Source organism: Novosphingobium sp. KN65.2, from assembly GCF_001368935.1.
In the GTDB taxonomy this organism is placed as follows: domain Bacteria; phylum Pseudomonadota; class Alphaproteobacteria; order Sphingomonadales; family Sphingomonadaceae; genus Novosphingobium; species Novosphingobium mathurense.
The window spans coordinates 73,527-95,536 of sequence record NZ_CCBH010000068.1; the positions used below are offsets into that span (position 1 = coordinate 73,527).

The 22,010-nt window shown below is 63.2% G+C and carries 19 protein-coding genes; 18 read left to right on the forward strand and 1 reads right to left on the reverse strand.

What is annotated here, in order from left to right; genetic code table 11:
* The first annotated feature begins 88 nt into the window (after positions 1 to 88).
* The 14 genes from SPHV1_RS02745 to SPHV1_RS02810 all read left to right on the forward strand — a co-directional run bounded on the left by SPHV1_RS02745 (position 89) and on the right by SPHV1_RS02810 (position 17,116).
* Complete coding sequence (locus SPHV1_RS02745) at positions 89 to 2,191, forward strand: TonB-dependent siderophore receptor (RefSeq protein WP_231634461.1); 2,103 nt, start codon at positions 89 to 91, stop codon at positions 2,189 to 2,191.
* A gap of 73 nt (positions 2,192 to 2,264) precedes the next feature.
* Entirely contained in the window at positions 2,265 to 3,314 is a 1,050-nt protein-coding gene (locus SPHV1_RS02750; protein ID WP_054944552.1) for a PepSY domain-containing protein, read from the forward strand.
* Positions 3,311 to 4,240 carry a glyoxylate/hydroxypyruvate reductase A gene (locus SPHV1_RS02755; protein WP_054944585.1) on the forward strand — a complete coding sequence of 310 codons (930 nt, stop codon included), beginning with the start codon at positions 3,311 to 3,313 and terminating at the stop codon, positions 4,238 to 4,240. Before SPHV1_RS02750 ends, SPHV1_RS02755 begins: the two co-directional genes overlap by 4 nt.
* A gap of 154 nt (positions 4,241 to 4,394) precedes the next feature.
* The gene (locus SPHV1_RS02760) at positions 4,395 to 5,087 is read left to right on the forward strand and encodes a haloacid dehalogenase type II (protein WP_054944553.1); all 693 of its coding nucleotides are present in this window, start codon (positions 4,395 to 4,397) and stop codon (positions 5,085 to 5,087) included.
* A 118-nt stretch (positions 5,088 to 5,205) separates the two neighbouring features.
* The gene (locus tag SPHV1_RS02765) at positions 5,206 to 6,753 is read left to right on the forward strand and encodes an ABC transporter substrate-binding protein (protein WP_054944554.1); all 1,548 of its coding nucleotides are present in this window, start codon (positions 5,206 to 5,208) and stop codon (positions 6,751 to 6,753) included.
* A complete protein-coding gene (locus SPHV1_RS02770) occupies positions 6,753 to 7,733 on the forward strand; it encodes an ABC transporter permease (RefSeq protein ID WP_054944555.1) in 981 nt (326 codons plus the stop codon). The genes SPHV1_RS02765 and SPHV1_RS02770 overlap by 1 nt, the downstream gene beginning before the upstream one ends.
* Complete coding sequence (locus tag SPHV1_RS02775; RefSeq protein WP_054944556.1) at positions 7,730 to 8,554, forward strand: ABC transporter permease; 825 nt, start codon at positions 7,730 to 7,732, stop codon at positions 8,552 to 8,554. Before SPHV1_RS02770 ends, SPHV1_RS02775 begins: the two co-directional genes overlap by 4 nt.
* Positions 8,551 to 10,368 carry an ABC transporter ATP-binding protein gene (locus tag SPHV1_RS02780; RefSeq protein ID WP_054944557.1) on the forward strand — a complete coding sequence of 606 codons (1,818 nt, stop codon included), beginning with the start codon at positions 8,551 to 8,553 and terminating at the stop codon, positions 10,366 to 10,368. The genes SPHV1_RS02775 and SPHV1_RS02780 overlap by 4 nt, the downstream gene beginning before the upstream one ends.
* 150 nt (positions 10,369 to 10,518) lie before the next feature.
* A complete protein-coding gene (locus SPHV1_RS02785) occupies positions 10,519 to 11,373 on the forward strand; it encodes a GNAT family N-acetyltransferase (protein WP_054944558.1) in 855 nt (284 codons plus the stop codon).
* On the forward strand, positions 11,370 to 12,830 hold the full coding sequence (locus SPHV1_RS02790) for an NAD-dependent succinate-semialdehyde dehydrogenase (protein WP_369817858.1): 1,461 nt from the start codon (positions 11,370 to 11,372) through the stop codon (positions 12,828 to 12,830). The genes SPHV1_RS02785 and SPHV1_RS02790 overlap by 4 nt, the downstream gene beginning before the upstream one ends.
* Positions 12,831 to 12,841: 11 nt before the next feature.
* Entirely contained in the window at positions 12,842 to 13,918 is a 1,077-nt protein-coding gene (locus SPHV1_RS02795; protein ID WP_054944560.1) for a tartrate dehydrogenase, read from the forward strand.
* Positions 13,919 to 14,037: 119 nt separating this feature from the next.
* Entirely contained in the window at positions 14,038 to 15,447 is a 1,410-nt protein-coding gene (locus SPHV1_RS02800; RefSeq protein WP_054944561.1) for an aspartate aminotransferase family protein, read from the forward strand.
* Positions 15,448 to 15,459: 12 nt separating this feature from the next.
* Entirely contained in the window at positions 15,460 to 15,948 is a 489-nt protein-coding gene (locus tag SPHV1_RS02805) for an Lrp/AsnC family transcriptional regulator (RefSeq protein WP_054944562.1), read from the forward strand.
* 19 nt (positions 15,949 to 15,967) lie between these two features.
* Complete coding sequence (locus SPHV1_RS02810; RefSeq protein WP_054944563.1) at positions 15,968 to 17,116, forward strand: M20 aminoacylase family protein; 1,149 nt, start codon at positions 15,968 to 15,970, stop codon at positions 17,114 to 17,116.
* Between the two features lie 30 nt (positions 17,117 to 17,146).
* Here the strand turns inward: SPHV1_RS02810 and SPHV1_RS02815 are convergent, their stop codons facing one another.
* Entirely contained in the window at positions 17,147 to 17,842 is a 696-nt protein-coding gene (locus SPHV1_RS02815; RefSeq protein ID WP_054944564.1) for a copper resistance protein B, read from the reverse strand.
* Positions 17,843 to 18,065: 223 nt separating this feature from the next.
* Between SPHV1_RS02815 and copC the strand changes: the two genes are divergently transcribed.
* From copC to SPHV1_RS02835, 4 genes are all read left to right on the forward strand, one after another.
* Positions 18,066 to 18,452: a copper homeostasis periplasmic binding protein CopC gene (gene copC, locus SPHV1_RS02820; RefSeq protein WP_054944565.1), complete on the forward strand. Its 387-nt coding sequence runs from the start codon at positions 18,066 to 18,068 to the stop codon at positions 18,450 to 18,452.
* Between the two features lie 5 nt (positions 18,453 to 18,457).
* Positions 18,458 to 19,318: a copper homeostasis membrane protein CopD gene (gene copD, locus SPHV1_RS02825; RefSeq protein ID WP_054944566.1), complete on the forward strand. Its 861-nt coding sequence runs from the start codon at positions 18,458 to 18,460 to the stop codon at positions 19,316 to 19,318.
* A 221-nt stretch (positions 19,319 to 19,539) separates the two neighbouring features.
* Positions 19,540 to 20,385 carry a GNAT family N-acetyltransferase gene (locus tag SPHV1_RS02830; RefSeq protein ID WP_054944586.1) on the forward strand — a complete coding sequence of 282 codons (846 nt, stop codon included), beginning with the start codon at positions 19,540 to 19,542 and terminating at the stop codon, positions 20,383 to 20,385.
* Positions 20,386 to 20,521: 136 nt separating this feature from the next.
* On the forward strand, positions 20,522 to 21,982 hold the full coding sequence (locus SPHV1_RS02835) for an aldehyde dehydrogenase family protein (protein WP_054944567.1): 1,461 nt from the start codon (positions 20,522 to 20,524) through the stop codon (positions 21,980 to 21,982).
* Positions 21,983 to 22,010 lie beyond the last annotated feature (28 nt).

A 22,010-nucleotide genomic window follows, 5' to 3' on the forward strand; every position in this document is an offset into this window, starting at 1 on the left:
GCAGGATGTGGGAACAACTCAAGTGAGGGGTCAGAAGATGAGAATTCTAAATTCCGCAGTTCAAGCTTCCCTGTTGGCAGGGACGGCAATGATCGCCTTCCCAACCATTGCCATGGCAGACGATGCGCCGAATGATGCCGGCACTGACGACACCATTACCGTCGTCGGCCAGCGCCAGCAGTATCGCGGCGATGTTCCGCTCGCAGAGATCCCGCAGTCGGTCCAGCAGATCGACGGCAAGATGCTCCAGGACCTGAATATAACCCGCCTCGATACCGCCCTCGACCTGGCAAGCGGCATCGCCCGTCAGAACAATTTCGGCGGTCTGTGGGATGCATTTGCGGTCCGCGGTTTTGCCGGCGATGAGAACTTCCCGAGCGGCTTCCTCGTCAACGGCTTCAACGGTGGCCGCGGTTACGGCGGCCCGCGCGATGCTTCGAACATCGAGCGCATCGAAGTCCTCAAGGGCCCGAACGGCGCCGTATTCGGCCGTGGCGAGCCCGGCGGTACGGTGAATATCATCACCAAGAAGGCAACGCTCGACAGCACCTTCGGCAGTTTTGCAGCTTCGGCCGGCAGCTTCTCGACCTATCGCGTCGAAGGCGACTACAACCTTGCCCTGACCGACAAGGTTGCCATTCGTCTCAATGGCGCCGCGCAGGATGCCGGCAGCTTCCGCGACACGGTCGATTCGAACAAGATCGTCGCTTCGCCCTCCGTACTGTTCGAACCCTCGTCCTCGACGAGCATCAGCTACGAAATGGAGTTCGTTGATCAGGAAGTACCCTTTGATCGCGGCGTAGTTGCCGTCGACGGTGTACTTGGCCTGATCCCGCGCTCCACCTTCCTGGGTGAGCCCGGAGATGGTCCGACCAAGGTGAAGGTTCTCGGCCACCAGGTCCAGCTCCAGCAGGACATCGCCAAGGACTGGGTCTTCTTGGCAGGCTTCGGCTATCGGGACACCAGCTTCAAGGGCTATTCCAGCGATGCTGAACTCGCGGGCAGCCGCCAGACGCTCGAGGAAACCGGCAACTACCTTGCTCGCCAGCGACGCTACCGCGATTACGGCACCACCAACCTGGTATTCCGTGGCGAAGTCTCGGGCAAGCTCTACACCGGTTCTATCGCGCACCATGTGCTCGTCGGCGCCGACTGGGATCGCTTCAAGATCGATCTAACTCAGCTTCGCTTCCGTCCGGGCGCCTATACGGCCGGCACCCCGATCACTGCGGCGAACAACGCGATCGACATCTTCAATCCCGTCTACGGTCAGCTTCCGGTTCCTACCGCTCTAATCCAGGACTCCAACGAGACGCAAAAGTCGTGGGGCGTCTACTTCCAAGACCAGATCGACATCACTGATGCTTTCAAGATCCGAGGCGGTGGCCGCTATGACCACTTCCGCCAGGAGATCGTGAACAACATCAGCGGCACGACCACTATTATCACCAAGAAGCGCTTCAGCCCGACAATCGGTGCGCTTTACCAGCTGACCGACACGTTGAGCATCTATGCCAGCTACGGCACGGGCTTCCGTCCCAACAGCGGCATCGACTTTGCCGGCAATCCGTTCGCACCGGAAACCAGCAAGTCTTACGAAGCCGGCCTGCGCTTCGTGTCGCCAGGTGACATGATCACTGCGACGCTAGCCGCCTACACGATGAAGAAGAACAACATCCTGACGAGCGACCCGATCAACGCAGGGTTCTCGATCGCGGCCGGCAAGGCCCGCAGCCGGGGTATCGAGGCGGACGTCAACGCCAAGTTGCCCGGCGGGCTGAATGTCTTCGCGACATACGCCTACACCGACGCCGTGTGGACCAGTGCTGCACTAGACGTCAGCTTCGGCCTGAACATTCAGCCCGGAGATCCGTTGATCAACATTCCCAAGCACGCAGCCAACCTGCTCGTGACCAAGGAATTCGATCTCGGCGATGCCGGCGTCGTAACCATCGGCGGCGGAGTCAACTACACCAGCAAGCGTCTCGGCGAAACGGGCATCGACTTCTACCTGCCCGACTACACGCTGGTTCGCGCCCTGGCGAGCTATGCGCCCAGCGATGGCGTCAAGCTCAGCGTCGATGCCACAAACCTGTTCAACGTGACCTACTATCCGGCATCTTACCACCGGTACTGGGTCTCGCCGGGCCAGCCGCGCGCGGTAACTTTCCGGGTTGACTTCTCCTTCTAAGGACGGCCTCCCGACAGCGTTCCCGCCGCTCCCTTCCCAGCAGGGAGCGGCGGCCGCTATATTCAGGACAGCCATGAAACCCGGTACCTTCCTTCGCATCCATCGCTGGATCGCCCTGGCCTTTGCCCCCCTGCTGCTGATCCAGGCCCTGACAGGAGCGTTGATCCTGTTTCGCGAGCCGCTGGCGCAGATGATCGATCCCGCCGCAATGACGCGCCAGAGCAGCCCTGGCACACAACCGGCGCCAGTATCGACCCTGCTCGACAGCGTTCACCACAGCTTCCCGACCATGCGGATTACCCGCCTCTTCATGCCTTCGAACGCCGACGCGGCCGCCTTTGCGCAGCTTTCCGGTGCGCAAGGAGAAGTGCGTTACGCTTCGGTCGATCCAGGCAATGCCCATGTACTTGCCTCTGGGCCGATCTGGCGCTTTCCGATCGAGGCGGCGCTGCAGATCCATTACCGACTGCTGGGCGACTGGCTCGGCATCGCCATCGTTGCGCTCAACGGCCTCGCGCTCTTCCTGATCTGCGCCAGCGGAGTAAAACACTGGTGGCCGGGACGCGGCCGCATCATCGCCTCGCTCAAGGTGCGCCGCAGCCTGCCTTCGCGCATCAAGCTGCGACTCTATCATCGCAGCGCCGGGGCAATCGCCTCGATCCTGGTGCTGTTCAGCGCGATAACCGGCTTACTGCTCGCCGCCGCCGATCTTCCGCTTGGACCATCGCCCACGGCCCCGATCCGCACAACTTCCCTGAGCGACGACCAGATAGACAGCGCCATCGCGCTTCTGCACGATCGCCTTCCCCAAGCCCACGTCCGCGACATCCGGTTCGCGACCGACGGCACGCTTGCCGTCAACCTTTACGCAGACGAGGCCGGTCCACGCGCCGTCGACGTCGTGAGCATCGATGCCACCGCGCCCAGTATCGACGGAGTCCTGAAGTCCCGGGATAATCCTGCACTGTGGCTGACTGTCCTGCCGCTCCATGCCGGAGACAGTTTCGGCCTTCCCGGCCGCCTGCTGCTCATGATCGAAGCTCTCGCACTCATTTTCCTTTGCATCAGCGGCCCTCTGCAATGGTGGCGCAGCCGCTCCTCTCGACCGGGAACCAAGAAATGACCTCGATCCTACACTGCGGCGATGAAGAGCGCGGCACGCTCTGGCGCGACATCTTCGCACGCGAAATGCCCGAAGTCGATTTTCGCTGCTGGCCCGACCTTGGCGATGCGAAGGAGATCCGCTTCCTCGTCGCCTGGACCCTGACGCCCGAACTGATCGCAAGCCTGCCCAATCTGGAAGTCCTTTTCAGCATCGGCGCGGGCGTCGACCAGCTCGATCTCTCGCTCGTCCCGCCGCATGTTCGCGTCGTGCGCATGATCGAGCCGGGCATTACCGTAACCATGGCGCAATACATCGTCATGGCGGCGCTGGCCCTTCACCGAGACCTGCCGTTCTACCTGGCAGAGCAGCGCGCGGGCCGATGGACCCAGCGCGACGTCCTGCTCTGCTCCGAACGCACGGTCGGATTCCTTGGCCTCGGCGAACTGGCGCGCGCGTCCATGCAGGCCCTGAGGCCGCTCGGCTTCAACCTGCTGGGCTGGAGCCGCAGTGGAGCCGATATCGAGGGTGTCGAGACTTATGCCGGGCCGGACGGTCTGGATCCGTTCCTCGCCCGCTGCGAAATCCTAGTCTGCCTGCTTCCACTAACCGAAGAGACCCGCGGCATACTGTGCCGCAAACTCTTCGATCGCCTGCCGCGCGGGGCGGCGATCATCAATGCCGCGCGCGGCGGTCACCTCATTGCCGAAGACCTGTGCGCAGCACTTGACGAAGGCCAACTGTCGGCAGCGTTCCTCGATGTGGCGAGTCCGGAGCCGCTGCCGCGGGGCCATCCATTGTATTCGCATCCTGCGATTTTCCTTACTCCGCACATAGCCGGCGTCACCCGCAGGGAAACAGCGGTGCATTCGCTGATCGCCAATCTGCGCCGCGTCCTTAAGGGCGAAGAACCGGACGGCGAAGTGGACCGTGCAAGGGGATATTGAGCTGCGGCATGCTATGCCGAATTCACGAGGACAAAGCCGCAAATTGCCTCACTTCTTCCCTGCAATCGGAAGCAAGTGACGCGGCGGAAGTGGCCTTATTCATATCGAGAAGCGCGAGGCATGTGTGGCCCGCGCAAGAGGATCAAGCGACGAGATGACCAGCGCCAGTCCCAGCTTCACCCCCGCGTTCCGGCCCAAGTACATCAGCTTCGACTGCTACGGCACGCTGATCCGTTTCCAAATGTCGGAAATGGCCCGCGAGTTCTTTGCAGATCGTATCCCGGCCGAGGCCATGGATCACATGTGTTCCGTCTTCTCGACTTACCGCTTCGACGAGACACTGGGCCCCTGGAAGCCCTATCAGGAAGTCATTCGCAACGCCGTGCGCCGCACCGCAAAGGCGTTCGGCGTCGAATACCGCGAAGCCGACGCCGATTCCATCTACCACATGGTTCCCAAGTGGGGTCCGCATCCCGACGTGCCCGGCGGCCTTTCGAAGATTGCCGACAAGATCCCGCTCGTCATCCTCTCCAACGCGATGAACGATCAGATCCCGCACAACGTCGCCCTGCTCGGCGCGCCCTTCCACCGTGTCTACACGGCCGAAAGCGCCCAGGCCTACAAGCCGCGCATGCAGGCATTCGAATACATGTTCGACCAGCTTGGTTGCGGCCCCGAAGTGATGATGCACGTCTCTTCCAGCTTCCGCTACGACCAGAATACGGCAACGGACCTCGGCTTCGGCTGCCGCGTATTCGTCGGCCGCGGCCATGAGCCGTCGAATGCGAACTACCGCGACATCGAGATCCCGCACATCGGTTGCCTGCCGGCAGTCGTCGGCCTCTGATCGCCTGCAACGTGACAATCCCGCTCACCCGCCGCGTCTCGCGTCACCCGTTCCCCCGATCGGGGCGGCGCGAGGCGTTGGCGGCTGGGTCACGAAGCCGCGCGAAGGACTTCAGGGCATGCTGATCGGCAACAACCTGTCGAGGCGAAGCGTAATCGGCGCAGGACTTGCCGGGGCTGGCATATTGGCCCTGGGCGGCTGCGGAAGCAACGAGCATAAGGCTGCACCGAAAAAGGGCGGCAGCATTCGGGTCGCGACCCAGGCCGCCTCTACCGCCGATACGCTCGACCCGGCCAAAGGCTCGTTGTCCACGGACTACGTTCGCCATTTCATGCTCTACAACGGACTGACATGCATCGAGGACGAAAGCCTCATACCGCGTCCTTCGTTGGCAAAGACCATCGAAAGCGCGGACCGGATCACCTGGCACTTCGAACTTCAACGTGGCGTGCGCTTTCACGACGGCAGCGAATTGACGTCAGAGGACGTCGTCTATTCACTGCTGCGTCACAAAGACCCGGCGGTCGCGTCCAAAATGGCAACCATCGCCAGCCAGTTCGCCGAAATACGCGCGGACGGTCGCTATGGGGTAGTGCTCCGCCTCACCGGCGCCAATGCCGACCTGCCCACGATCATGGCCCAGCCGCACTTCCTGATCGTGCGCGCCGGACAAAGCTCTCCCGACGGCACGGGGACCGGCCCCTTCCGTCTCGCCAAGTTTCAGGCGGGCGTGCGCACCGAGGTCATTCGCAACGAAGAGTACTGGATCCCGGGGCGCCCGCACCTGGAGCGTGTCGAACTGATCGCAATCCCGGACGAGGTAAGCCGCGTGAACGCGCTGCTCTCGGGCGACATCCAGCTGTGCAACGCCATTAATCCGCGCTCGACCCGGCGCGTCGAGGTCGATCCCGCCTATGCGGTGATGGCAACCCCTTCCGCGCTTTTTACCGATCTGGTCATGCGCCAGGACCAGTTGCCGACCGGCAATGCGGATTTCGTGCAAGCGGTCAAGCTGATGATCGACCGTCCGCTGATCAAGCGCGCCCTGTTCCGCAATTACGCCACCATCGCCAACGATCAGCCAATCGCGCCCTTCCAGCCCTATTTCAATCCGGACGTGCCGCAGACCGTGCTCGATCTCGACAAGGCGCGCTGGCATGTGCAGCGCGCCGGGCTGAGCGGCGTGCGCCTTCCCGTCTTCGCCTCAACCGCGGCTGAAGGGTCGGTCGACATGGCCTCGATCCTGCAGGAATACGGCTCGAAGGTCGGGCTGAACTTTGCAGTCAACCGCGTACCCGCCGACGGCTACTGGTCGACGCACTGGATGCGCCATCCCATGAGCTTCGGAAACTGCAATCCGCGGCCAACCGCCGACCTAATTTTCAGCCTGTTCTTCGACTCGAAGGCTGACTGGAATGAGAGCGGCTGGAAGAACGAACGCTTCGACCGCCTGCTCATCGAAGCGCGCGGTGAAGCCGACGAAGCACGTCGCGGTGAACTCTACGGCGAGATGCAGCGCATCGTGCACGACAAGTGCGGCGTGGCGATCCCGGTCTTCATCAGCCTCATCGACGGCTACGATCGCCGCCTCAAGGGGCTGCGCCCGGTCCCGCTCGGTGCCTTCATGGGCTACCGCTTCGCGGAATATGTCTGGTGGGAAGACTGATGTCGGCTCCAGAAAAACCCCAATCCTCGCTCGCCAAGCTCGTGCCGCTGATCGGCAAGCGCGTGCTCTCTTCGCTGCTCACGCTGTTCCTCGTTTCCCTTGTGATCTTTACGGTGAGCGGCCTTCTCCCCGGCGATGCGGCACAGGAACTCCTGGGCCAGAGCGCGACGCCTGAACAGGTTGCCTCACTGCGACACGAAATGGGTCTCGATCGCCCTGCTCACGTCCGCTACGTCGATTGGCTAGGCGGTATCGTGCGGGGCAATGCCGGTATGTCCTACGTGGCCAACATGCCGGTCGGCGAGATCATTTCCAACCGCCTGCCCAATTCGTTGACGCTTGCCGGGATCACCGCGGTCATCTCGACCGTCATTGCCCTGACCATCGGCATATCGAGCGCGATCAATCGTGGCGGCAAGCTTGACAGCATGCTGAACATCACGACCCTCTCGCTGGTCGCCATGCCAGAATTCCTGATCGCGACACTGGGTGTTCTCGTCTTCTCGGTGAAGCTTCTGTGGCTCCCCTCGATCGCTCTGGTCACGCCCGATGCAAGCTGGGGGCAAATGTTGCGCTCTATGGCGCTGCCGGTCTTCTCGCTGACCTGCGTGGTCGTTGCGCAGATGGCCCGCATGACGCGTGCTGCCGTCGCCGACCAGCTCGACCGGCCCTATGTCGAAATGGCCAAGCTCAAAGGCGTGCCCTTCTCGCGCATCGTCCTGTTCCACGTCATGCCCAATGCCGTCGGTCCGGTAGTCAACGCCATGGCGCTCTCGCTCTCCTACCTCATGGGCGGTGCGATCATCGTAGAGACCATTTTCAATTTCCCCGGCCTGGCCAGCCTTATGGTCAATGCCGTGACGAGCCGAGATATGCCCTTGCTGCAATCCTGCGCGATGATCTTCTGCGCGACATACCTCGCCCTCATGCTGGTCGCGGACATCGTCGCCATCCTCGCCAATCCGAGACTGCGCGCATGACCGGAAAGCTCACCTCCTTCTTGCGCAATCTGCCGGCATCGGGCCGCATAGGGCTGACCCTCGTCGTCTTCTGGCTCGCCATTGCGCTCGCCGGCCCATCGCTGGCGCCCTATTCCGTCGGCGCCTTCGTCGACCAGGACGTATTCAGCGGAGCCTCTTCCCGGTTCTGGCTCGGCAGCGACTACCTGGGCCGTGACGTGCTCAGCCGCGTCCTGTGGGGATCGCGCTACACCGTGTTCCTCGCGCTGGGCGCAGCGATCCTTGCTGTCTGCATCGGAACGTCGTTTGCACTGCTGGCCGCGATCCGTGGCGGCTGGACCGACGAAGTCATCTCCCGAGCGATGGACACGTTCATTTCCATCCCGTCGAAGATTTTCGCGTTGGTCCTCGTGGCGGCATTCGGCTCCTCGCTCCCGCTGCTGCTTCTCATCGCCACATTGACATACGTTCCCGGCAATTTCCGCATTGCCAGGGCGCTGGCGATGAACCTTGTCGCACTCGATTTCGTGCAGGTTGCCCGCGCCCGCGGTGAAGGCCCGGTGCATATCGCCCTTCGCGAAGTCCTGCCCAACATGATCCACCCCCTCCTCGCCGATACCGGTCTGCGCTTCGTGTTCGTCGTGCTCCTGCTTTCGGGCCTGAGCTTCCTCGGCCTTGGCGTCCAGCCGCCCCATGCCGACCTCGGCTCACTGGTTCGTGAGAACATCTCCGGCATCACGGAAGGCGCGCTGGCGATCATCGTCCCCGCCCTGGCAATCGCCACGCTGACAGTGGGCGCCAACCTGCTGATCGATGCCCTCAAGCCGGGAGGCAAGGCATGAGCGCGCCTGCAGTTGAAGTTAACGGCCTCGTCATCGACGTCACCCTGCCCGATGGCACAAGGAAGGCCATCGTCGAGGACGTCTCTTTCGCAATTCCCAAGGGCGAAGTGCTCGCACTCATCGGCGAATCCGGATCGGGCAAGACGACTATCGCCCTCGCGATGATGGGCTACTCGCGTTTCGGTGCGCGCATTACGGCAGACACCATTCGCGTAGGCGACATGCGCATCGACCAGTTGAATGCGAACGAGCTGCCCAAGGTTCGCGGACGGCGCATTTCATACATCGCGCAAAGCGCGGCAGCGGCCTTCAACCCCTCGCGCCCGATCATGGCGCAGGTCATCGAACCGCTGCTGGTTCACCGCCTTGCGAACCGCAAGGAGGCGGAAGCCAAGGCGATCGAGATCTTCCGCTCACTCGCCCTGCCCTCGCCCGAGACAATCGGCCGGCGCTACCCACACCAGGTTTCCGGTGGTCAGCTGCAGCGGCTCATGGCCGCCATGGCGCTCATCACCGATCCCGAACTGGTAATCCTCGACGAGCCCACGACGGCACTCGACGTTACCACCCAGGTAGAAGTCCTGCGCACCTTCAAGGCCGCCATCGCCGCCAGCGGCGCCACGGCGATCTATGTCAGTCACGACCTTGCCGTCGTCGCCCAGGTCGCGGACCGCATCGTCGTGCTCAAGAATGGGCGCACGAGCGAAGAAGGCACCGCCGGGCAAGTGCTCGAGGCCCCTTCGAGCGACTATACCCGCTCCCTTCTCGCTGCCGCGCGTCCGGCCATACGTCCGTCCGCGGATGCCAGCGAAGACAAGGTTCTGACCGTTTCGGCTATCGAGGCGGGCTATGGTCGCATCACAAACGGCAAGCCAGCGATCCCCGTGCTCAGCGATGTAGGTTTCGCGCTGAAGCGCGGAGCGACCATCGGCGTCATCGGCGAATCCGGATCGGGCAAGTCGACGCTGGCGCGCGTCATCGCCGGGCTCCTGCCGGCAGCCGGTGGTGAAGTCTGCCTGGATGGCGAAGTGCTTCCAGCCGACATGGCGGATCGCAGCCGAGAGCAATTGCGGCGCATCCAGCTCGTTTTCCAGAACGCGGACACTGCGCTCAACCCGGCGCACACCGTTGGAGAGATCCTGTCCCGGCCGCTGGCCTTCTACCACCAACTCAAGGGTGGCGCGGCAGCCGCACGGGTTGCCGAACTGCTCGATCTGATCCGTCTGCCGCGCGGGTTGGAAACGCGCCGCAGTACCGAACTTTCGGGCGGCCAGAAACAGCGCATCAACCTTGCGCGCGCGCTGGCGGCCGAGCCGGACGTGCTGCTATGCGATGAAGTGACGTCCGCACTCGACACGGTTGTCGGCGCAGCGATCCTCGAATTGATCGACGAACTGCGACGCGACCTCGGCATCGCGACGGTGTTCATCAGCCACGACATTTCGACCGTGAAGGCGTTCTGCGACAACATGCTCGTGCTCTATTCGGGCACCGCCGTGGAACTGTCCCGTCAGGCCAAATTCGCCGGTGCGATTAGTCACCCGTACACGCGACTGCTGGTCGACTCGGTGCCCGACATGGATCGCACATGGCTCGCCCAGCGCGCCGCCGTCGAACGTGCCGCAATGCCAGGCGCCTCGCTCAAGAATTCGGCTGGAGAGGCCCTGTGCCGCTTTTTGCCGCGCTGCCCTGTAGCCATCGCGGGGACATGCGATGCCATGCCTGCACCGCTGCGCGAGGGCGAAGGGCAGGCGATTCTATGCCATCACACGCTTGCCAATCTTTCATCGGCGGGCCTGGCGGAAGTCAGTTAGATCATGCCGGGGAACCCGCCGGCAAAGCGCAATATTGTTCCGATTAACCGGGAAAACCGGCATCCCATGCCTTCTCACAAACGTTAGAGGGCAGCTGAATTCAACGGTCCGGCATCCTGAAATCCGCCGGGCCGAAGCGGAGAAATCGACATGGTGGTTGCGACCAAGGCCTCCAACGTATTGCGTGACATGACTATCGAGGACCTGCAGCGCGCAGTCGAACTTTCCGCCGAGCAGTCGTGGCCGCACCGGACCGAGGACTGGGAGCTCTTCTACGAACTGGGCGAAGGGATCGTTGCCGAGAGCGAGGGCAAGGTCGTCGGTTCGATCATGGTCTGGCGTTATGGCGGCAACTTCGCCTCGATCGGCATGGTCATCGTCACCCCGGAAAAGCAGCGCGAGGGCATCGGCCGCCAACTGATGGAAGCCATGCTTGCTCGGCTCGAAGGCTGGAACGTCACGCTCAACGCAACGGCGGACGGCATTCCGCTCTATGCCAAGCTCGGCTTCGAACCGTTCGCCACCGTGCATCAGCACCAGGGGCTGGCGCCGACGATGCCACTGGCCGAACTGCGCCCGGGCGAGCGCGTGCGCCCGATGGGAGGGACCGACGACATGTTGCCTGCAATGTACAGCCAAGCACTTGGCATGGACCGCGACTTCTTCTTGCGGCGCATCGCGCGCGACAGCCAGTCGGTGGTCCTCTCGCGCGATCACGAACCCGTCGGATTTGCCCTGCTGCGCCGCTTCGGTCGCGGTCGCGTCATCGCCCCGATCGTAGCGCCTGACCTTGGCGGTGCGCAGGCGCTGGTCACGCACTGGCTGGGTGCCAAGGCGGGCAGGTTCTGCCGGATCGACGCGCTGGTCGGGACCGGCCTGTCCGAATGGCTCGAGGATATCGGCCTGCCCTGTGTAGGCAAGGTCACGACGATGGTCCGGGGCAAGCCACCGCAGGGTTCCGGCGCAGCCAAGATGTTCGCTGTCGCTTCGCAGGCGTTCGGCTGATGCTGGAACTGCGCGACCCCTCGCTGCTGCGCGAAGCAGCCCTCGTTGCCGGCGAATGGCTGATGGCGGACAAGGCGACCGGCATTGCCGTCAACAACCCGGCCGACGACAGTCTCGTCGGCCTCGTACCTCCTTGCGGCCAGTCCGAGACTCAGGCCGCGATCGATACGGCGATGGCCGCCTGGCCCGAGTGGCGCGCCCGCACGGCCGGTGAACGTTGCGCCCTTGTCGAGCGCTGGTACGACCTGGTCCTTGAAAATGCCGACGACCTGGCCCGGATCATGACGGCCGAACAAGGCAAGCCATTGGCCGAAGCACAGGGCGAAATTCGCTATGCGGCCACCTTCATCAAGTGGTTTGCCGAAGAAGGTCGCCGGGTCGGCGCGCGCAATGTCGCTTCGCCGGAACGCGATCGCCGCATCCTCGTGTTGACGGAGCCGGTTGGTCCCAGTGCGATCATCACGCCATGGAACTTCCCTGCCGCCATGATCACCCGCAAGTGTGCACCTGCGCTGGCCGCCGGCTGCCCGGTGATCATCAAGCCTTCGGAATTCACGCCTTTCACCGCGCTGGCGCTCATCCAGCTCGCGTTGCGGGCCGGCATTCCTTCCGGCCTCGTCCATGTCCTGACCGGCATGCCGCAGGAAATTGGCGCGACTTTTGCGGCCAGCCCCGACGTGCGCAAGCTCTCCTTCACCGGTTCGACCCGGGTCGGATCTCTGCTCATGCGCCAGTGCGCGGACACCATCAAGCGGGTAAGCCTGGAACTGGGCGGCAATGCCCCCCTGATCGTTTTCGAGGACGCCGACCTCGATCTGGCGGTCAAGGCCACCATGGTCAGCAAGTTCCGCAATTCGGGCCAGACCTGCGTATGCGCCAACCGCATCTTCGTGCACGAAGCGGTGCATGACGAATTTGCCGCGAAGCTTTCCGCGGCAGTTTCAGCACTGCATGCGGCACCCGGCTTCGAGACCGGGGCAACCGTAGGCCCGCTGATCAATGCCGCTGCCGTCACCAAGGTATCCGAGCACATCGCCGATGCGCTCGATCGCGGCGGACGGCTTGTCGCCTCGGGTAGCGGGCGCGAGGACGGCAACTTCGTGCGGCCCGTGGTCATCGCCGATGCCCATGCCGAAATGCGCCTTGCCAGCGAAGAGACCTTCGGACCGATCGCACCCCTGTTCCGCTTCGGGAACGAAGCCCAGGCCATCGCCATGGCGAATGACACGCCTTACGGATTGGCCAGCTACTTCTACACCCGCGACCTTTCGCGTTCCTTCCGGGTCGCCGAGGCACTCGAGACAGGAATGGTCGCACTCAATACCGGTTCGATTGCCATGGAAATGGCGCCTTTCGGCGGCATGAAGGCATCGGGCCTCGGCCGCGAGGGCGGCACGGCGGGCATCGAGGAATATCTGGAAACCAAAGCCTTCCACATCGGCGGGCTGGAACTGTAAGGGGCAAAGGCATGAGCGCGCAGCGCCGCTATTCGATCGCGGTCATCCCGGGCGACGGCATCGGCAAGGAAGTCATGCCAGAAGGCACGCGCGCTCTTGAAGCCGCGGCCTCCGCACACGGCTTCGAAGTCGACCTGCAGTGGCATGATTTTGCCAGCTGCGACTACTACGCCAAACACGGCCAGATGATGCCCGACGACTGGAAGGATCGCATCGGCAAGGTCGACGCGATCTTCTTCGGCGCAGTCGGTTGGCCCGACACGGTTCCGGATCATATTTCCCTGTGGCAGTCCCTGCTGCAGTTCCGCCGTGAATTCGACCAGTACGTGAACCTGCGCCCGGTGCGCCTGATGCCCGGCGTGCCCTGCCCGCTGGCGGGCCGCAAGCCGGGCGACATCGACTTCTGGGTCGTGCGTGAGAACACCGAGGGCGAATACAGTTCCGTGGGCGGACACATGTTCCCGGGCACCGAACGCGAAATCGTGATCCAGGAAACGGTCATGACGCGCCACGGCGTGGACCGCGTCCTGCGCTATGCCTTCGACCTCGCCACGAAGCGCGAACGCAAGCACGTGACGAGCGCCACCAAGTCCAACGGCATTGCCATCACCATGCCGTTCTGGGACAAGCGGGTCGAAGCCATCGGGGCGGAATATCCCGGGGTTACGCACGACAAGTACCACATCGACATTCTCACCGCGCAGTTCGTCATGAACCCGCAGCGTTTCGACGTCGTCGTCGCTTCCAACCTCTTCGGCGATATCCTGTCTGACCTCGGTCCTGCCTGCACCGGCACGATCGGCGTCGCCCCGTCAGGCAACATCAATCCCGACGGGACGCATCCTTCGCTCTTCGAACCGGTCCACGGCTCTGCACCGGATATCGCCGGCAAGGGCATTGCCAATCCGGTCGGCCAGATCTGGTCCGCAGCGATGATGCTGGAACACCTCGGCGAAGCCGAAGCGGCGGCCTCGATCATGCGCGCCATTGAGGAGACTCTTGCCACCGAAACCGGACGCACCGGCGATCTGGGCGGCAAGGCAGACACCGTTTCCTGCGGCAAGGCCGTGGCTTCGATGATCGGCTGAAATGGCGCCGGCAGGGCGCGGCACAATCTGCCGTCGCCCTGCCGCGATTTGTCCTTCGACAGTGCTGACAGGCCTCATTTCAGCGCAACCCGCCGGTTCCGTGCGATAGCATCGGCAGCATGGAAAACGCTCCCTCCCGCTCTCCCGCACATCGTTCCAACCAGTCGCTTGTCGATCTCGACAGGCGGCACCTGATCCACCCGGTCACATCGTTCCGGGGGCACGAGGCGCACGGCGCGCGCGTCTTGGAGTCGGGCGATGGAATGTGGCTCACCGATATCGAAGGCAAGAAGGTTCTCGACGCCTTCGCCGGCTTGTGGTGCGTCAACGTCGGCTACGGGCAGGAATCGATCGTCGAAGTGGCGATGGAGCAAATGCGCCGCCTTCCCTACGCCACGGGTTACTTCCACTTCGGCAGTGAACCGGCGATCCTGCTGGCAGACAAGCTCGCCTCGCTTGCGCCGGAAGGGCTCGACCATGTCTATTTCACGCTGGGCGGTTCCGACGCAGTGGACAGCGCGATCCGCTACATCACCCACTACTTCAATGCGATCGGCAAGCCGGAGAAGAAGCAGTTCATCGCATTGGAATGGGGCTACCATGGTTCCAGCTCTAACGGCGCGGGGCTGACCGCACTGGCGAATTTCCATCGCGGCTTCGACCTGCCGCGTCCCTGGCAGCATCATATCGCATCTCCCTATCCCTATCGCCATCCCGAGGGCCATGACGATGCCGCGGTGATCGCCTCGACCGTCGCTGCGATCGAAGCGAAGGTTGCAGAACTCGGTGCAGACAAGGTCGCGGCCTTCTGCTGCGAACCGATCCAGGGCTCGGGCGGTGTCATCGTCCCCCCGCGCGGCTGGCTCAAGGCGATCCGCGAAACCTGTGACCGGTTCGGCATCCTTATGCTCGTCGACGAAGTCATTACCGGCTTTGGCCGCACCGGCCCGATGTTTGCCTGCGACGACGAAGGCGTCTCGCCCGATTTCCTGACGCTCGCCAAGGGCCTGACCTCCGGCTACGCCCCGATGGGTGCGGTGCTCATGGCCGATCACGTCTACCAGTCGATCGCCGACTCCGCCCCGGCGGCCCTGCCCGTAGGCCACGGCTTCACCTACTCCGGCCATCCGGTCAGCGCCGCAGTCGGCCTCGAAGTGATCCGGCTCTACGAGAACGGCCTGCTCGAAAACGGTGTGCAGACCGGCAAGCGCTTCGACCATCACCTCGAGCGCATCCGTGCGCACCCGCTCGTCGGCGATACCCGCGGCCGCGGCCTGCTCGGCGCAATCGAACTGGTCAGCAACAAGGAAACCAAGGCCGGTTTCGCGGCCGATCTCGACATCGCGGGCAGGCTTTCCCAGCTCACCTGGGACAACGGTGTGATCGTGCGCTGCTTCGCCAATGCCGTAATCGGCTTCGCGCCCGCACTCTGCTGTTCCGAAAGCGAGATGGACCTGATATTCCAGCGTGTCGAAAGGTCGCTCGATCAATTGCTGGAAATGCCCGACGTTCGCCAAGCGCTCGGCTGAGGAGAAAATAACATGGCACTGGGGCCGAAACTTGATCGCATCGATCTCAAGATCCTGGCGATGCTGCAGCAATCCGGTCGCATCACCAATGTCGAACTTTCCGATGCCGTGGGGCTTTCGCCCAGCCCATGCCTGACACGCGTCAAGCGCCTGGAAAGCGCCGGATACGTTACCGGCTATGGTGCCCACATCAATCTCAACAAGCTCGGCGAATTTCTCACCGTGTTTACCGAAGTGACGCTGAGCGAGCACCGCCGGGGCGACTTCTCCCGCTTTGAGATGCGCATCGCCAAGATCGACGAAATCGTTGAATGCCACCTCGTCAGCGGCGGCTACGACTACCTCCTCAAGTTCGTGGCCCGCGGCGTGACCCACTACCAGTCGATCATCGAGGAAATGCTCGAAAGCGACTATGGTATCGAAAAGTATTTCAGCTACGTCGTGATCAAGAGCCCTTTCATCAAGCACCACTTCCCGATCCAGAACCTGTTCGGCGAATGACCGGACGAATGCGAGACCGATGAACGATATTGCCGACCTGCTCGAACCGCTGATTGCCTTCCGCCGCGACATCCACGCCCATCCCGAACTGGGATTTGCAGAGCATCGCACCGCGCAGCGCATCGCCGAGCAGCTTCGTGCGATCGGGCTGGAAGTGCACGAAGGAATTGGCGGGACCGGTATCGTCGCCGTCTTGCGCTGCGGTAATGGCAAGCGCACGCTGGGCCTGCGCGCCGACATGGACGCTCTGCCCATCGAGGAACGGACCAATGCCGCCTGGTCGAGCACGGTTCCCGGCTGTTTTCACGGCTGCGGCCATGACGGACACGTGGCCATGCTGCTTGGCGCAGCGCAGGTTCTTGCCCGCGACCCGGGTTTCTCGGGCACGCTCAACTTCATCTTCCAGCCCGCCGAGGAAGGGCTCGGCGGCGCGCGGCACATGATCGAGGACGGGCTGTTCGAACGCTTCGACTGCGAGCGGGTCTATGCCCTGCATAACTGGCCGGGCCTGCCTGCAGGTACGATCTCCACGCGCCCCGGCGCAATCATGGGCGCGGCCGACAAGTTCAAGATCGTGCTGGAAGGCAAGGGCGGTCACGCCGCGCTTCCGCATGACACGCCCGACACGATCCTTGCCGCCGCCAGCCTCGTACAGCAGCTCAATACCGTTATCGGCCGCGACATCCCGCCCAGCGCCAACGCCGTTCTCTCCGTCACCGAGATCGCCGGCGGCCATGCGCACAACGTACTGCCTGCCAGCGTGCGCATCGGCGGCACAGTGCGCAGTTTCGATCCGGTCGTGCAGGACCGCATCGAGGAGCGCATGCGCCAGATGATCAAGGGAATCGAGACCTCGTTCGAAGTGCGCGGTTCGCTTGAATACGATCGCTATTACCCCGCGACGATCAATGATGCGGATGCAGCGATGGATGCGCTGGAAGTGGCTGCGACGGTCGCGCGCGCGGAGCTGGCACCCGAACCGGCGCCGACGTCCGAGGACTTCTCCTTCATGTTGCAGGAACGGCCCGGCGCCTATCTCTGGCTCGGCCAGGGCCGCGGCGACAATCCGCCGCCGCTGCACAACCCGCATTACGATTTCAACGACGACGTGATGGAGACCGGCATTCGCCTGCACGTCGCCCTTGCCCGGCACTGGCTGCGGGACTGACGCGACCCCTGCGGTTCAGCAGCCGCAGGTTCAGAAGTTCAGGCCAAGCCCGATGACCGCGCGGGTGACATGTCCATTGTCACCCTGCGTTCTGGCGATGTCGCGTGTATCTCCGACCAATCGCTCGTCAATGATGCCACCATAGACATTGAAGAGCGGACCGATCTGCCGCCGCAGGCGAGCGGACAGTTCCAGTTCTCCGATGCCTGCTCCGACGTCCTCGGCCGGTATCGCCCGCGCCGACCAGCCGACAGCAACGCGCGGCTCAAGCCAAAGCTCCTCGCCCAGCGACAGCGTGCCAACGACCATCGCCGCGCCGGTTATATCGCCATCTTCGGAAAGCCAGAGGTAATGTTCACCGGAGATCGCCGAGGTCAGCTGGACCTCGACACCCAATGTGGCATGGCTGAGATCGCTGCCGGACCGAAAGTCGTTGCGTGCGCCAAGAAGTATATTCGTGTTGCCGCTTGGCGAATACCTGTAGAGCATCTGGGCAGTAACTTCATCGATATGCGCCCCGACATCGCTGCCTCCTTCGAGCTTGAGCGCCACGCCGTGACGCTCGCCGCTGAGCGTGAAGGTGCTGTCGAACAGGAAATGGTCATCGCCCTTGCCGACATGCATCTCCAGTAGATCGACCTGACCCGCCAGCTCCGCCTGCGCATGAGCTGGAACCGACAGGAAAGGCAGGGCGGCCAGGGCCGCCAGGACGGATCTAGAAAGCATGAATACAAGCTATCTCCGGGTCCGCGACAGCGGCTGCTTTTCTCGATACCCGGTCCGTCACGTCATGCCGGGAAGGCACTCCGTCTCGGCGAATTCGGTCAGATCGTCGAATGCTGATAATGCCTGCTGCCACTTTTTTGAGGCGAGGTGAGGGATCGGCCGGCACGACGCGTATTGCCTTCATGCGCCGCACTAAACCGGCCATGCCTAGGAGAAATTCACTATGCCCCGCCTGCCCCTCACTTCCGCGCTGGCATCGCTGGCCGCTCTGGCACTTGTCGTTCCCGGTATCGCCATGGCTCACCCGAAGCTGGTGTCCTCCACGCCTGCCGCCGATTCCAGCGTCGCCAAGCCGACCGAGATCACATTGAACTTCAATGAGACGCTGGTCGGCCCCCTTTCGGGCATCGAACTGGTGATGACCGGTATGCCGGGGATGGCCAGTCACAAGCCCATGCCGATCAGCGGCTTCACAACCAAGGCCGAAGGCAAGAGCATCAAGGTGAAACTGCCCCGCGCCCTTCCTGCCGGCAGCTACACGCTCAAATGGCATGCGGTCGCTTCCGACCAGCACCGCATCGAAGGCAGCTACAGCTTCACCGTTCGCTGATTCCCGTGGCAGACGGCATCCTGATCGCGTCGCGGCTTGCGGCTTTCATTCTGCTCCTGCTCGCGGCGGGACTGCCGATCTACCAACTGACCGACGGACGGCGGACTGCAGGCAGGGGACAGCGCTGGCTCATGGCCACGCTTGCCCTTGCTGCATTCGCGGTTTCGTGCCTCTGGGCCTTGGCTTCCGTCGCCGTCATGGCCGCCAGTTCCGTCTCCGATCTGGACGCGGCGACGGTCACGGCCGTGCTGGGCGCAACCCCGCTCGGCGACGTACTCATCGTACGTGCCGCCGCACTTGCGGTGCTACTCCTGCTCGCCCTGACCTTCCCGCGCCACGCCGCGCTGGCCCCATTTGGGGCGCTCGCCCTGGCGACGTGCGCATGGACCGGCCATGCCGGCGCCGGTGAAGGAGCGAGCGGCACGCTTCATCAGATCTCGGACGTGGTCCACCTCCTCGCCGCGGCGACATGGCTGGGCGCCCTCGCCTGCTTCGTTAATGACGCCCTTGGCCGCACCGATGAGACCGACAAGCTCAAGGCACTTTCACGCTTTGCCGGCACCGGCACGCTGATCGTCGTGCTTCTTGCCGTCACCGGCATTGCCAACGGATACCTGATCACTGCGCCTTCCGGCTTGGTGCCGGAAAGCGCCTGGTCGCTGCTCATCGCTGCGAAAGTCCTGCTTTTCATCGCCATGCTGGGGTTGGCAGCCGGCAATCGCTGGCGACTCGTGCCCGCGCTCGAAGCCGGCCTTCCGGGTGCCAGGCAACGCCTCACCCGCTCGCTGATTGTCGAAACCGGCTGCGCAGTGGGAATTCTCGTTCTGGTGGCATTCGCCGGCGTGTTCGATCCGTCCGGTTCATAAGGCTCTCGTCCAAGGGCACATTCTGCCGCACGTCGCGCCCATGTGATCTGGCCGAATAATGACGCTTCTTTCTTGCGGCAGTGCCATAATCCGAGCGCAGGAGAATATTTGGCAGCATATGCGGTTGCCACTGCCAAAGCAGCACAATGGTGGCGGGCCGATGCCTATCCTGCACGCTACAGGCCTAAACCAGCGAAAGGCCCCATGTGGTCGATGAGATTATGACGGACGCAATTTCCGGACCGGATGCACTTACTGCCGAAGACCTGCCCCAGGCGGTCGCCCTTTCCGCTGCGCTGTCCTGGCCGCATCGCCTCGAGGACTGGCGCTTCGCCTGCGGGCTGGGTCATGGCCTGGCATTGCGAATTGGCGATAGGCTCATCGCCAGCGCATGCGCCTGGAGTTATGGCGATAAGTTCGCCACCGTCGGCTCGATCATCGTCGACAACCAGTTCCAGGGCCAGCGGCTGGGTTCACGCATCTTCGATGCCCTCATGTCCACGCTCGGCGATCGTTCGGTAATCCTTGTCGCTACTCTCGATGGGCTCGAGCTCTATCGACGGCGCGGCTTCGTGACTTTCGACCAGAACTGCCAGTATCAGGGCATTGCAGCAAACCTGACCGAAGATCGCGCATCGCAAGGCGTTGAACCGGCCGAAGGCTCCGATCTTCCCACGGTCCTCGAACTCGATGGTGCGGCAACGGCCATGACCAGACGCGAGCTGATCGCCCGCCTGATCGAAGCGGGAGACCTGCGTGTTCTGCGGGGTCAGGGCGGACGTCCGCATGGCTTTGCAATTACCCGCGAATTCGGGCGCGGACATGTGATCGGACCGGTCGTTGCCGAAAGCAGTGACGATGCCCGCAAGCTGATCGCCGACGCGCTGTCGCGCCTGCAGGGAGAATTCGTGCGGATCGACACGTCAATCGGCTCGGAATTGGGAGCGTGGCTGGTAACTCAGGGCCTGGCGCACGTCGACACCCTGAATACCATGGTGCGCGGCGACCCACCCCAGCCGAGCGGCCCTGCCCGCGTCTATGCCCTTGCCAGCCAATCGCTGGGCTAGGTCGCGCGTGAAGCACGCTGGCATGCCATCCGAAGTGATCCACAAGTCTCGGAGATCCGCTGTCCTCCGGGCATCTTGCCGAGTTCCGTTCCCTGCCCATGATGGGCATAGATACTGATCTGAAGGACCGTTTCACGTGACCGATCCCATCTCCCACCTCTCAGCCTCCCGCCGCTTCGACCGCATCCTCGTCGGCGGTCACTGGATCGAGTCGCTGTCCACCAGGACAGCGCCGGTCATCGATCCCGCAAGCGAAGAGACGATCGCCGAGATCGTCCTTGCCACCCGCGAGGATGTTGATGCCGCCGTTTCGGCTGCACGCGGCGCTTTCCCCGGCTGGGCGGCGACGCCGGTGGCCGAACGGGCACGCCTGCTCCTGCGGGTCCATGAACTGATCCTCGAGCGAGCCGATATTCTCGCACAGGCAATCTCGCGCGAAATGGGTGCGGCCATGACCTTTGCCCGTACGGCGCAAGTGCCCTTCGCGGCCGAGCACGTTCGCGTCGCTGCGGAAAATCTTGCCGCTTACCCCTTCCTGCACATGCGCGGGACAACCGCGATCGCGCGCGAGCCGATCGGCGTGTGTGGCCTCATCACCCCGTGGAACTGGCCGCTCTACCAGATCACCGCTAAAGTCGCACCGGCTCTTGCGGCCGGCTGCACGGTCGTGCTCAAGCCCAGCGAACTCGCCCCGTTGAGCGCGCTGCTCTTCGCCGAGATCGTTTGCGATGCTGGCATTCCCGCTGGCGTATTCAATCTTGTCAGCGGCACCGGGCCGGAAGTGGGCGAAGCCCTCTCCGCGCATCCCGACATCGATATGATTTCGATCACCGGCTCGACCCGTGCCGGCGTGCTGGTATCGAAATCCGCGGCCGATACCGTCAAGCGGGTTGCCCTGGAATTGGGGGGCAAGTCGCCGAACGTCATCCTGCCCGATGCCGACCTGAACAAGGCCGTTCCGCCGGGCGTCGCTTCGAGCTGCCGCAACGTTGGGCAATCCTGCAGCGCGCCTACCCGCATGATCGTCCCACGCGACAGGCTCGCCGAAGTGGAACGGATCGCGGCCGAAACTGCGGCTCAGTTTGTCGTCGACGATCCGCGCGACGAACGCACGACACATGGCCCCATCGCCAATCGCGCCCAGTTCGAGCGCGTGCAATACATGATCGGTGTCGGGATCTCCGAAGGCGCGAAACTTCTGTGCGGCGGGACTGGCAAGCCCGAGGGGCTGGAGTGCGGCTATTTCGCCAAGCCGACGATTTTCTCCGAGGTCACGACCGAAATGGCGATCGCGCAGGAAGAAGTGTTCGGGCCGGTCCTGGTCATCATACCCTATGACAGCATCGAGGAAGCCGTCGCGATTGCGAATGACACGATCTATGGCCTTGGCGCTCACGTCCAGGGCACGGACATGGAGCAGGCGCGCGCCGTGGCCGGCCGCATCCGGTCGGGGCAGGTCCTGATCAACTATCCGGCATGGGACCCGCAGGCACCTTTCGGCGGCTACAAGCGATCCGGTAACGGCCGGGAATACGGTATCGAGGGCATGGAAGAGTTCCTCGAGGTCAAGGCCATCCTCGGATACGAACCAGACTGATCCATCCAGGCATCAGCGAAGAATCAGG

Coding starts and splice junctions, on each gene's coding strand:
- SPHV1_RS02745 (WP_231634461.1), top strand. CDS start 89: ATGATCGCCTTCCCAACCATTGCCATGGCAGACGATGCGCCGAATGAT.
- SPHV1_RS02750 (WP_054944552.1), top strand. CDS start 2,265: ATGAAACCCGGTACCTTCCTTCGCATCCATCGCTGGATCGCCCTGGCC.
- SPHV1_RS02755 (WP_054944585.1), top strand. CDS start 3,311: ATGACCTCGATCCTACACTGCGGCGATGAAGAGCGCGGCACGCTCTGG.
- SPHV1_RS02760 (WP_054944553.1), top strand. CDS start 4,395: ATGACCAGCGCCAGTCCCAGCTTCACCCCCGCGTTCCGGCCCAAGTAC.
- SPHV1_RS02765 (WP_054944554.1), top strand. CDS start 5,206: ATGCTGATCGGCAACAACCTGTCGAGGCGAAGCGTAATCGGCGCAGGA.
- SPHV1_RS02770 (WP_054944555.1), top strand. CDS start 6,753: ATGTCGGCTCCAGAAAAACCCCAATCCTCGCTCGCCAAGCTCGTGCCG.
- SPHV1_RS02775 (WP_054944556.1), top strand. CDS start 7,730: ATGACCGGAAAGCTCACCTCCTTCTTGCGCAATCTGCCGGCATCGGGC.
- SPHV1_RS02780 (WP_054944557.1), top strand. CDS start 8,551: ATGAGCGCGCCTGCAGTTGAAGTTAACGGCCTCGTCATCGACGTCACC.
- SPHV1_RS02785 (WP_054944558.1), top strand. CDS start 10,519: ATGGTGGTTGCGACCAAGGCCTCCAACGTATTGCGTGACATGACTATC.
- SPHV1_RS02795 (WP_054944560.1), top strand. CDS start 12,842: ATGAGCGCGCAGCGCCGCTATTCGATCGCGGTCATCCCGGGCGACGGC.
- SPHV1_RS02800 (WP_054944561.1), top strand. CDS start 14,038: ATGGAAAACGCTCCCTCCCGCTCTCCCGCACATCGTTCCAACCAGTCG.
- SPHV1_RS02805 (WP_054944562.1), top strand. CDS start 15,460: ATGGCACTGGGGCCGAAACTTGATCGCATCGATCTCAAGATCCTGGCG.
- SPHV1_RS02810 (WP_054944563.1), top strand. CDS start 15,968: ATGAACGATATTGCCGACCTGCTCGAACCGCTGATTGCCTTCCGCCGC.
- SPHV1_RS02815 (WP_054944564.1), bottom strand. CDS start 17,842: ATGCTTTCTAGATCCGTCCTGGCGGCCCTGGCCGCCCTGCCTTTCCTG.
- copC (WP_054944565.1), top strand. CDS start 18,066: ATGCCCCGCCTGCCCCTCACTTCCGCGCTGGCATCGCTGGCCGCTCTG.
- SPHV1_RS02830 (WP_054944586.1), top strand. CDS start 19,540: ATGACGGACGCAATTTCCGGACCGGATGCACTTACTGCCGAAGACCTG.